This window comes from Acinetobacter guillouiae CIP 63.46 (genome assembly GCF_000368145.1).
GTDB classification, from domain to species: Bacteria; Pseudomonadota; Gammaproteobacteria; order Pseudomonadales; family Moraxellaceae; genus Acinetobacter; species Acinetobacter guillouiae.
On sequence record NZ_KB849285.1, the window covers coordinates 71,688 to 81,786 of the forward strand.

13 protein-coding genes are annotated in these 10,099 nt (G+C 38.7%); 4 read left to right on the forward strand and 9 right to left on the reverse strand.

Annotated features, from left to right (window positions below):
* Nucleotides 1-4: 4 nt before the first annotated feature.
* Both alr and F981_RS17130 read right to left on the reverse strand, forming a co-directional pair.
* Complete coding sequence (gene alr, locus F981_RS17125; RefSeq protein WP_004723668.1) at nt 5-1,129, reverse strand: alanine racemase; 1,125 nt, start codon at nt 1,127-1,129, stop codon at nt 5-7.
* A gap of 84 nt (nt 1,130-1,213) precedes the next feature.
* Complete coding sequence (locus F981_RS17130) at nt 1,214-2,473, reverse strand: D-amino acid dehydrogenase (protein WP_004723669.1); 1,260 nt, start codon at nt 2,471-2,473, stop codon at nt 1,214-1,216.
* Nucleotides 2,474-2,612: 139 nt separating this feature from the next.
* On the opposite strand from F981_RS17130, the gene F981_RS17135 reads away from it, so the two are divergent.
* Nucleotides 2,613-3,077: an Lrp/AsnC ligand binding domain-containing protein gene (locus F981_RS17135; protein ID WP_004723670.1), complete on the forward strand. Its 465-nt coding sequence runs from the start codon at nt 2,613-2,615 to the stop codon at nt 3,075-3,077.
* Between the two features lie 327 nt (nt 3,078-3,404).
* Here the strand turns inward: F981_RS17135 and F981_RS17140 are convergent, their stop codons facing one another.
* Nucleotides 3,405-4,052 (reverse strand): HAD-IA family hydrolase, encoded by a 648-nt coding sequence (locus F981_RS17140; RefSeq protein WP_004723671.1) that lies wholly within the window; start codon nt 4,050-4,052, stop codon nt 3,405-3,407.
* 102 nt (nt 4,053-4,154) lie between these two features.
* Here F981_RS17140 and F981_RS17145 point away from each other — a divergent pair, with 102 nt between their 5' ends.
* Entirely contained in the window at nt 4,155-4,922 is a 768-nt protein-coding gene (locus F981_RS17145; protein WP_004723672.1) for a hydroxymethylpyrimidine/phosphomethylpyrimidine kinase, read from the forward strand.
* A gap of 104 nt (nt 4,923-5,026) precedes the next feature.
* Nucleotides 5,027-5,575, forward strand: coding sequence for an XAC2610-related protein (locus F981_RS17150; RefSeq protein ID WP_004723673.1), 549 nt, complete (start codon nt 5,027-5,029; stop codon nt 5,573-5,575).
* Between the two features lie 106 nt (nt 5,576-5,681).
* Here F981_RS17150 and F981_RS17155 read toward each other — a convergent pair whose 3' ends face one another.
* The 4 genes from F981_RS17155 to F981_RS17170 form a co-directional block, all read right to left on the reverse strand.
* Nucleotides 5,682-6,338: a nuclease-related domain-containing protein gene (locus F981_RS17155; protein WP_004723674.1), complete on the reverse strand. Its 657-nt coding sequence runs from the start codon at nt 6,336-6,338 to the stop codon at nt 5,682-5,684.
* A gap of 35 nt (nt 6,339-6,373) precedes the next feature.
* Nucleotides 6,374-6,856: a methylated-DNA--[protein]-cysteine S-methyltransferase gene (locus F981_RS17160; RefSeq protein ID WP_004723675.1), complete on the reverse strand. Its 483-nt coding sequence runs from the start codon at nt 6,854-6,856 to the stop codon at nt 6,374-6,376.
* A 36-nt stretch (nt 6,857-6,892) separates the two neighbouring features.
* Nucleotides 6,893-7,210 (reverse strand): DMT family transporter, encoded by a 318-nt coding sequence (locus F981_RS17165; RefSeq protein ID WP_004723676.1) that lies wholly within the window; start codon nt 7,208-7,210, stop codon nt 6,893-6,895.
* 109 nt (nt 7,211-7,319) lie between these two features.
* Nucleotides 7,320-7,637 carry a DMT family transporter gene (locus F981_RS17170; protein ID WP_004723678.1) on the reverse strand — a complete coding sequence of 106 codons (318 nt, stop codon included), beginning with the start codon at nt 7,635-7,637 and terminating at the stop codon, nt 7,320-7,322.
* A gap of 218 nt (nt 7,638-7,855) precedes the next feature.
* Between F981_RS17170 and F981_RS17175 the strand changes: the two genes are divergently transcribed.
* Complete coding sequence (locus F981_RS17175; protein ID WP_004723679.1) at nt 7,856-8,347, forward strand: DUF6985 domain-containing protein; 492 nt, start codon at nt 7,856-7,858, stop codon at nt 8,345-8,347.
* A gap of 50 nt (nt 8,348-8,397) precedes the next feature.
* Here the strand turns inward: F981_RS17175 and F981_RS17180 are convergent, their stop codons facing one another.
* A complete protein-coding gene (locus F981_RS17180; protein ID WP_004723681.1) occupies nt 8,398-9,324 on the reverse strand; it encodes a copper resistance protein B in 927 nt (308 codons plus the stop codon).
* The coding region (locus F981_RS23405; protein ID WP_004723682.1) for a multicopper oxidase domain-containing protein at nt 9,311-10,099 on the reverse strand (789 nt) is incomplete at its 5' end. The genes F981_RS23405 and F981_RS17180, both read right to left, overlap by 14 nt.

The following is a 10,099-nucleotide window of genomic DNA, read 5'->3' on the forward strand; positions in this document are numbered from 1 at the left end:
GTCCTTATTTTGAAATTTTAAAATTGACCCGTGCAGTTACACCACACATGAGCTCATAACCTACGGTTCCAGAACTTGCTGCAACTTCATCAATCGGCAGTACAGTTCCATTTGACGACTGTCCCCAAAGTACCACTTCGCTTCCAACTCGCGCATCTGGGATATGGGTTAAATCAACCGCTAACATGTCCATGCTGACACGACCAATAGTTTGGGTTCGTACAGAATTGACCAATACGGGTGCATCCGTCGAAATACGTTGGTAACCATCTGCATAACCACATGCCACGATTCCGATTTTCATGGCTTGGGTTGCAGTAAATCTAGATCCATACCCTACTGTTTCACTTGGCTGTAAATCTTGAATTGCAATGATTTCACTGCGTAAACTCATGCTTGGTTTAAGATTCCAATCTTGAATTGAATGTGTTGGATAGTCTGGAGAACTGCCGTACAGCATAATCCCGCTACGAATATAATCTGAACGTAAATCTTGTGAATGTCGGAGAATGGCCGCACTATTTGAAACTGAGCGCTCACCGTCTAAATCTTGAATGGTTTGTTCAAAAATAGCTTGCTGGTAGGCAATCCCAGATTGCCCCAAACGCTCACCATCAGCATCTGAAAAATGCATCATATGCGTGATAGATTTTACCACATCGAATTGCTTTAATCTTTGCCACATTGCCCGATACACATCAGGTTTAAACCCAAGGCGATTCATTCCTGTATTCATTTTTAAAAATACATCGAATTGCGCCTGTGCTGGATTGTCTTTGAGAGATTGGCTTTGAAATTGTTCTAGCCAATTCACTTGATCTTCATTATGCAAGCTAAAACTTAATTGATACTTTTCACAATCCAATAAATCATCTGTTGAAAAAATGCCTTCTAAGAGCAGAATTGGACCGGTCCATCCCGATGTTCTTAGGCGTTTTGCTTCATCGATATCCAACAAAGCAAAACCATCTGCGGATTTGAATGCATCATAGACACGTTCAATACCGTGTCCATAAGCATTGGCCTTGACCACGGTAAAAACTTTACTTTGTGGCATAAATTGACGGGCGACATTCAGGTTATGCAGCAAAGCATCCTGATGAATGACGGCAGTAATTGGTCTAGGCATTTTATTCATCCCTGAATATGGATTGGCGTTGTAAATTATTTATCGCTAAACAATTTATTTATCACTGTTTTAATAAAGTGGCACTTAAGCAGCGTGTGGATAACGCTGAATAGATAAACCTTCGGTACTAATATCGGTTTGATGATTAAGTACCAAATCACTAATCAATTTTCCTGAACCACATGCCATCGTCCAGCCTAAAGTGCCATGTCCAGTATTGAGGAATAAGTTTTTAAAACGTGTTGCGCCAATAATTGGTGTGCTGTCTGGGGTCATTGGGCGAAGACCGGTCCAAAATGATGCTTGTGCCAAATCACCACCCGGGAATAAATCTTGGGTCACCATTTCCAATGTGCCACGGCGATCCGCATTTAAACCATGATTAAAACCGCTTAATTCTGCCATTCCACCAACACGAATACGTTGATCAAAACGAGTAATTGCGATTTTATAGGTTTCATCCAAAACTGTAGATTGTGGTGCAAATGTTGGATCAACAATTGGAATGGTTAAAGAATAACCCTTCACTGGGTAAACTGGTAAATTCAATTCCAGCGGCTTTAAGAAATCACGTGAATAGCTACCAAAAGCCAATACATAGCGATCAGCAGTTAACACTTCACCATTGACCACAACACCTTTGATTTCATCACCTTCAACCACCAATCTTTCAACATTTTGGTTGAATTTAAACTCGACACCTAAACCTTTGGCTAAATTGGCTAAAGCATTGGTAAATAAATAGCAGTCACCTGTTTCATCATTTGGAAGATGTAAACCACCTACCAATTTATCTTTGGCATGTTCAAGTGCTGGTTCTACTTTAGCAAGATCATCTTTAAGCAATAACTCATGTGGAACACCACATTCTTTAAGTACAGCAATATCACGCTGAACCATTTCTAATTGAGCTTCATTACGGAAAACTTGCAATGTGCCTTTTGAACGGTTTTCGTATTCAATCCCAGTATCTTTACGTAATTCTCTTAAACAGTCACGACTATATTCTGCAACACGGGTCATACGTTCTTTGTTGATCGCATAACTTTCTGAGTTACAGTTTTTAAGCATTTGCGCCATCCACTGTAACTGCCACATACTGCCATCGATATTAATCGCAAGTGGTGCATGATGTTGAAACATCCACTTAACTGCTTTAAATGGAATACCGGGTGCAGCCCACGGTGTCGAATATCCTGGAGAAATTTGACCTGCATTACCAAAGCTGGTTTCTTCAGCTGGACCTGCTTGACGGTCTAAAACTGTAACTTGTGCTCCTTGCTGCGCGAGGTAATATGCACTTGCTACGCCAATCACACCACTACCTAATACTATTACACGCATTTCTTATCCTTTATGCATTTACTAGTTTACTTCACTAGTATATTTTTGGTTCAATAGTTTATTTCACTATTTTTAATGCTAAAATTTAGGTGTTTTAATTTATTGTCGTGAAAAATGATTAAAAAAAAGGGAATAATTGATGCGTAAATTAGACCGTATAGATCGAATGATTTTAGATATTCTTCAAAATGAGGGTCGAATTGCCATCAGCGAGTTGGCCTCACGGGTCAGTTTATCGACCACACCCTGTTCTGAACGCGTCAAACGTTTGGAGCGAGATGGTATCATTATGGGTTATCATGCACGTCTAAACCCGAAACATCTTGATCGCAACCTATTGGTTTTTCTAGAAATTAGTTTATCTGCAAAATCTGGCGATGTGTTTGAACAAGTGGCTAAGGACTTAATGGAAATACCAGAAGTACAAGAGTGCCATCTTATTTCGGGAGATTTTGATTATTTAGTCAAAGCCCGACTAAAAGAAATGAGCGCTTATCGACGCTTACTTGGTGATTTACTTAAAAAACTTCCGTCTTCAGCCTCTTCACATAGCTATATTGTGATGGAGGAAATTAAGGAATCATTGTATTTGGATGTGCGCTAATTCCATCATTTTACCTTTAGATGGGCTGACTTGGGATGCATTGCAGATTTAAATATATCGCCACATTAAAGCCAAGTTTTACTACAAGTGGATCGTAAATTGAGCGGTGATGGGTTTAAGCGTTTAATGCTTCCACATCATGCGGTATCTCTACCCAATTGAGTGAATGACATTAAAAGATTACTGGGGATTTAGCCCCTGTTTAAATATGTGATTACTACTAACTATGTGATTGCATGTACTCCCCAACTCAGAGTATGGTTTCTCTATGTTGGGGATGATTAAGGTGAATTGGAATTATCTCAAAAGTCTGAACTAAAAGCAGATTTAGAGCAGGTTTAACAATTCAGAGAACTTTGCAATTCTTGTTTTCGGCTCTGCTTCGTCCAATTCTTGTTTTGAGCCATATCCATACTCTACCGCAATGGTTTCAATCGCATTTTTACGTGCACCAAAAATATCATGTTCCCGGTCTCCCACCATCAAACACTCTTCTGGATTTAACTTTTCTTTTTCAAGGATATAAGTGATTAACTCGCCTTTATTGGTGCGCTCGCCATTTAACTCACTGCCATAGGGATAATCAAAATATTTTAATAAATCAAAATGATCTAAAATTTGACGTGCATAAACTTCAGGTTTTGCAGTGGCTAAAAACAGTCGATAACCCTTACTTTTTAAGGCTTCCAAGGTTTGTGCAACATCATCAAAAACATGGTTTTCAAATAAGCCTGTTACAGCAAAACGTTCACGATAACCCAATAAAGCTTGTTCAGCTAAAATATTATTTGCTTCAACATTAAGTAGCTTTGCCAATGATGCCTTTAACGGTGGACCAATAATCCAGTCGATATTTTCACTGTCAGGAATCGGATGCCCAACCTTTGCAAGTCCATAACGTGCAGATGTCGTAATGCCTACTTTTGGGTCGGTTAATGTGCCATCGAGATCAATTAAAATATTCTTTATCACCATCCAATCCTTTAAATCTGTGTTTGAAACAATTATCAAATTACTATCGAGTGTTCTCGTAAACTTGCCTATACTAACGTAAATTTGTGAATTAAGGACATCATCGTGCGCCCTACTGTACTTTGTTTTTCAGGTCTAGACCCTTCTGGTGGTGCTGGTATACAGGCTGATATTGAAGCGATTGGTCAAAGTGGCGCACATGCGGCAATTGCTTGTACAGCATTAACCATTCAAAACTCTCAACAAGTTTTTGGTTTTGAAGCCAGCTCCAAAGAACTACTGCTTGCTCAGGCCAATGCTGTTGTCGGTGATTTACCTATTAAAGCCATCAAATCGGGAATGTTAGGGACGACAGATAATATTGCTGCGCTGGCTGAGTTTTTACGTGAACATCCAGATTATCTATATGTACTTGATCCTGTTTTAGTGGCAAATAGTGGTGGTTCACTGGGTAATCAAGAGACCTTGGTTAAAGCCTTTATCGAACTAATTCCTCTGGCAACAATCATTACCCCAAATACTGTGGAATTACGTGCCTTAACAGCAGAACAAGACATAGAAAAAGCCACAGCCAAGCTGTTTGAAATGGGCGCACAAGCTGTTCTGGTAAAAGGTGGGCATGAAGATACCCCAGACTATATTCGCAACGCCTTGTATGTGAATGGTGAAATGATCGCTGAATCTAAATGTCCCCGTTTAGAAGGTGAATACCATGGTTCAGGTTGTTCATTGGCAAGCTTTATTGCAGGACGTTTAGCACTAGGAGATCCGCTTAAAATCGCGGTACAACATGCTGAAACATGGTTATTTGGTGTATTAAAAAATGCCGAAACACCGATTGAAGGTGGGCAAAAAATTCCAAAGCGCTTTTAAATGCTGAACATTGCTCTGCACTTTTGAAAATAGCATCCAAGTTTCACTAAACAGTTGAAACTTGGAAATCCCCTCAAACAATGGGAATGACAACGAGAATAACAATGCATAAAACACTCACGACAATAATGCTATCAAGTTTACTTTTAACCTCATTCGCCGCATTTGCTCAACCACAACAACAAACTGTAAATCACAATATTAACGATGTAGTGAATGGGCAAAAAACCCATTTTATTTTTAAAGATGGCGATGATGAATCAGGTCAACTCATCATTCAAACACCGGCTAAACAGCAAGCATTTGATCTTGCAGAATTACCATTTGAACGAAAACGACAGATTCATTTTCAAGACTATAATTTTGATGGATATACCGATATTGCTGTGTCTACACCTGATATGGGAATGGGGGTTTATTCTATTTTTGATATTTTTCTCTACCGACCTAAAAGTAAAGATTATCAAGTGTTGGACCAAGAAAAATTTGATTTTAGCCATGCACAATGTTCTGGATTGACGGATCTCAAACTGATTCCCCAGAAGAAACAAATGACCAGCTCATGTCGAGGTGGCGCAAGATGGTGGATCGACACTTACCAATTTAAAAATGGGCAATGGAAATGGTTAAAGTCTAAAGCTGCGGATGAGTGATTTTTCCCCTCATCCTCTGCTGATCTTAATGCCACAGTTACAGCATACGGATCCAATCATACAAAATATAATTTAATCAGTACGATGTTAATTATGAGTAATATGTTCATTTCTCAGTATATTTATCTTTAAGGCTTTGTATATGTTGGCGATTGGTTTTCCACGACTTTTCTAAAATTTCTTTCTCTAGACGATACTGAATACGTTTTAATTTCATTGGAGAAATGTTGATTTGCTTAAATTGTTTGACATAATCTGTCCAACCTGCACCACGAAAGACATTGTTTGGCATTTGGGTTTTAAATTCGCAATCAGGCATAAAAACCACGATTGAATGAATCTGAGTGGAATCAACAATATCTGTGAGCACACTTTCTAAAACTTTTTGGTGCTTATAATTTTGATGTAATGGATTTTGGAACTTATAGCTCTTTTTATAAATCTTTTGTGTCCAAATCTTTTGACGCTCGCCACCAAATATCCAACCTTTATAATTCTTTGTTTCAATGACAAAAATACCATAAGGACTTAATAAAATATGATCTATTTGGGTGGTCTGATTTTGCTCATCAGGTAGCGTACAATCATTCAATAAAATATAATTTTCTTTGTCTAAATAGAGTTTTACATGGGTGCTGACAGCAAATTCACCTATTTTCCCTTTTAAAAAGGGCTTAAATAATTTAACCAGCGTAATCGCAACCAAAAGTAAAACGATCCAACCTAGATTTGATAACAATGGTGCAAAAATTTGTGCAATCATTTTAAATTGTAATGTAATAATGAATAGCGTTGAGTCTATGGCACTTGTTCAATTTTTAAAAGAATATCCTTATTATCCAACCCACCCGCAAAACCCACTAATTTACCATCAGCCCCGACCACACGATGACATGGCGCAATAATAGAGATGGGATTTTTACCATTCGCTGCGCCCACTGCCCGAACCGCTTTGACATTTCCAATCTGTTCTGCGATCTCTTTATAGCTACGCGTTTCACCAAAGGGAATCGTCAATAAAGCTTGCCAAACTTTCTGCTGAAACTCAGTCCCCGCAAAATCTAGCGGTAAATCGAACTGGGTTCTTTTTCCTTGAAAATACTCATTCAATTGTTTCGCCGTCTCCAACAAAACTGGATGTGTATTGTTTTTAATTAATTCAGCCAAACGAACCCGTTTAGGATTTTCATTTTCCCAAAGTACTGCAACCAAGGCATGATCATGGGCGACTAATTTTAATATCCCGACTGGGGAGCTCATTTCCATAAATGAAAGTTGCATGTCCTTATTCCCTTTCCAACTCAGCAACAGCTTAACTTAGCTTGAAGATAATTTCATCAAAATAAGACCTGAAATAATCAATACAGCAGCCAACATCCGCATCGCTGAAGCCGCTTCACCTAAAAAGAAAATTCCGACGGCAAAAGAACCAATCGCACCAATCCCTGTCCACACGGTATAAGCGGTACCAAGTGGTAATGTTTTCATTGCATAAGAAAGTAATGCAAAACTTGCAATCATAAAGATGATGGTCAAGATACTCGGTGTCAGCTTGGTAAACCCATCAGACACCTTCATAAAATATGCCCAAACCACCTCAAACACACCCGCAACTGCCAATAAAACCCATGCCATTACACATTCACCATTTTCTATTGGGTGTTTCGACTATTGATTACACCATGAACTACACATAAAAAAAGTGCTATCTCCTGCAGAAATAGCACTTAAATATTTCAATAAATTAAGACGAAGAAAGTTTCATTAAAACTAAGCCAGAAACAATCAGTACAGCAGCAAACATCCGCATTGCTGTTGCAGGTTCACCCAAAATAAAAATACCAACCAAGAATGAGCCTATCGCTCCAATCCCGGTCCAAATGGTATAAGCAGTTCCCAATGGCAAAGTACGCATCGCATATGCCAATAGACCAAAGCTTAAAATCATAAAAAATAAGGTGACAATACTTGGTGTAAGCTTTGTAAAACCTTCGGACAATTTCATACTATATGCCCAAACGATTTCAAAGATACCTGCGAAAATAAGAAAAACCCAAGCCATGACCAGCTCCAAATTTAAATTAGAATCAGGCCGTCCTGACGATTTTTTCTCAAATTGAGGGAGGTCGTTCCTCCTGAAGAAGCCTAATTATATCAACTCATGTTGAGGAATTTATTAAAATTTACAAAATTTGACCTTTTTTACATTTCGAATAATTTTTTTCCTGAGGCTTACTTTATGATCAAGCATGCTAAATATAAAAATCAGGAATCAAAACCATGAAACATGATTATTGGGGTGATATCCACCCGAGCTGGGCTGGGTTTAGTTCAGAAACATTTTTTTCACATTGTTTTTTTAATCAAAATGCTGATCGGGAGATTTTCTTAGGGGAAGAGTTTGATGAAGATGGCGATGAAATCGAAGAAGCGCCCAATCTTGATCAACTCAACGCTTTTGCAAAAACCTACCAATTATTTATCAATAGTATTGAACAACATATTCAGACCATTCAGCAACATGCTTTTGAACGCTATCAAAAGCTTTATGCACATTATTATGAAAATCCAGAAAAATCAGGTGAGGCTGCATTGAATATTCAGGATGTGGAATCTCATAATCCTTATATACAGACCATGTTAAATTTGCGTGTGAGTACACCCGATACCTTAACCCTCTCTATTCACTATGATTTAGATACAGAGCATGGAATGGAATTTAAATTTGTAAATAACCAGCTTGAACGTGTTGCTGGCATTGCAGAAACGTAAAAGGTCACTCCCAAAGAAGTGACCTTTTGCTTTATACGAAAAACCAAAGCTTAGAATCTAAAACGCAGACCTGCACCATATAACCAACCTGATTCGGAGTCGGTTGCAGTTTGCCATGCTGTCTCTTTATTACCCTTAGAATATGCATAGGCCACACTCACATAAGGCATCACCTTTTTTGTGATTTCATAACGGGTTTCTAAACCTGTTTTAATACTGTTTAGGCCTGTTTTTTGGGCATAGCGTGAATCATCGCTAAAGACCACATTTAAATCTAAATAAGGCTTTAAAATCAGCTTTTGTGTCAGTAGTAAATCACGTTCAGTTTCTAGGCTAAATGCAACCCGACTGTCCAGTCCGAAATACAGATAAGCATCTGTTTCAAAAAAGTACTGCGCCAAACCATGTAAACCCAAAGCAGCATCAATGCGTTCCTGATCAGTGCTTCGTTCAGGATTATCACTGTAACGCACTCCCGCCTGTACATCCCAAAAATCAGCAATGTTACGGCTATAGAGGGCACTTAAATCATATTCTACTTTGTCTGATTCGGCCTTACTGGAGCTTCCTTTAATGAATAGTTTATTTTCATCGGTACCTACTCTTAGTTCAAAAGAGGAATCTAATGTACCTTTTCCATCTTCATCCAGCATCCAAGCATTATCAATAGTCACTCTTTGATAAACCTGTGCACCATGTTCTTTACGATGATCATGGGTACTATGCGAAGCTATGCTCTCCTCCCCCGTAGTGGTTGTAAGCGCTTGATGCTGTGTATGATCTACAGCATTGCTTTGCTCATCCAACTGATTCATTTTTGAATGATCCATGGTTGAATGATCAGTCACGACAGTTGATTCAGTTGCAATACTTGCATCATTTTGCATCTGATGCCCTTCATGGGCCAAAGCCAAACCACTGAGTATAAGTAATGAACTTGCCAAAACTGATTTAGAAAAAAGATTAATGATTTGCATGTTCGTCTCCTTTCACTTCAGTCTTTTGAGTGGTGTTTGTTGTTTGAACTGGCTGAGTGGATACTTTGCCATCACTCACATTGGCAACAATCAATTTATTCATCATCCCTGCACTCATGTGGTAGAGCAAATGACAATGGATTGCCCATTCACCCAATTCATCAGCGGTTAATAATGCTGTAACTGTTTTTGCAGGTGGTACAACAATGGTGTGTTTATTGGGCATATCCACAGCAGGCTGACCATTTTCAAGTTGCATAAACATGCCGTGTAAATGCATTGGATGCGCCATCATGCTGTCATTGATAAATTTAATTCGAATACGTTCGCCGTATTTCACTTTGAGTGGTTCAGCATCACTGAATTTTTTACCATTAATCGTCCAAACATAACGCTCCATGGTTCCGCCTAAGCGAATCACCAATTCACTGGTGGCATCACGAGTATCAGGTTGTGGGGTTAGTGATTTTAAATCACTGTATTGCAGTGCTTTATCTCCTTGCGGGGTCGAAGCATTTGCCCACCCATAAACCGCTTGGTCATTTTTTTGAACTGCCAATGAATTGTTATGCTGTGAATGATCCATAGCTTGCGTATCATTCGCATTCATTTTTGAATGGTCCATACCTTGCATAGCATCAGCATTCATTTTTGAATGATCCATACCCTGCATATCGTCAGCATTCATTTTTGAATGATCCATACCTTGCATATCGTCAGCATTCATTTTTGAATGATCCATGCCTTGCATTTCGTTGGCATTCATTTTTGAATG

Excerpts from the sequence above, each read along its gene's own strand:
- F981_RS17160 (WP_004723675.1), bottom strand. The coding sequence starts at position 6,856 with ATGCAACTTTCATTTATGGAAATGAGCTCCCCAGTCGGGATATTAAAA.
- F981_RS17135 (WP_004723670.1), top strand. The coding sequence starts at position 2,613 with ATGCGTAAATTAGACCGTATAGATCGAATGATTTTAGATATTCTTCAA.
- F981_RS17165 (WP_004723676.1), bottom strand. The coding sequence starts at position 7,210 with ATGGCATGGGTTTTATTGGCAGTTGCGGGTGTGTTTGAGGTGGTTTGG.
- alr (WP_004723668.1), bottom strand. The coding sequence starts at position 1,129 with ATGCCTAGACCAATTACTGCCGTCATTCATCAGGATGCTTTGCTGCAT.
- F981_RS17180 (WP_004723681.1), bottom strand. The coding sequence starts at position 9,324 with ATGCAAATCATTAATCTTTTTTCTAAATCAGTTTTGGCAAGTTCATTA.
- F981_RS17155 (WP_004723674.1), bottom strand. The coding sequence starts at position 6,338 with ATGATTGCACAAATTTTTGCACCATTGTTATCAAATCTAGGTTGGATC.
- F981_RS17170 (WP_004723678.1), bottom strand. The coding sequence starts at position 7,637 with ATGGCTTGGGTTTTTCTTATTTTCGCAGGTATCTTTGAAATCGTTTGG.
- F981_RS17140 (WP_004723671.1), bottom strand. The coding sequence starts at position 4,052 with ATGGTGATAAAGAATATTTTAATTGATCTCGATGGCACATTAACCGAC.
- F981_RS17150 (WP_004723673.1), top strand. The coding sequence starts at position 5,027 with ATGCATAAAACACTCACGACAATAATGCTATCAAGTTTACTTTTAACC.
- F981_RS17175 (WP_004723679.1), top strand. The coding sequence starts at position 7,856 with ATGAAACATGATTATTGGGGTGATATCCACCCGAGCTGGGCTGGGTTT.
- F981_RS17130 (WP_004723669.1), bottom strand. The coding sequence starts at position 2,473 with ATGCGTGTAATAGTATTAGGTAGTGGTGTGATTGGCGTAGCAAGTGCA.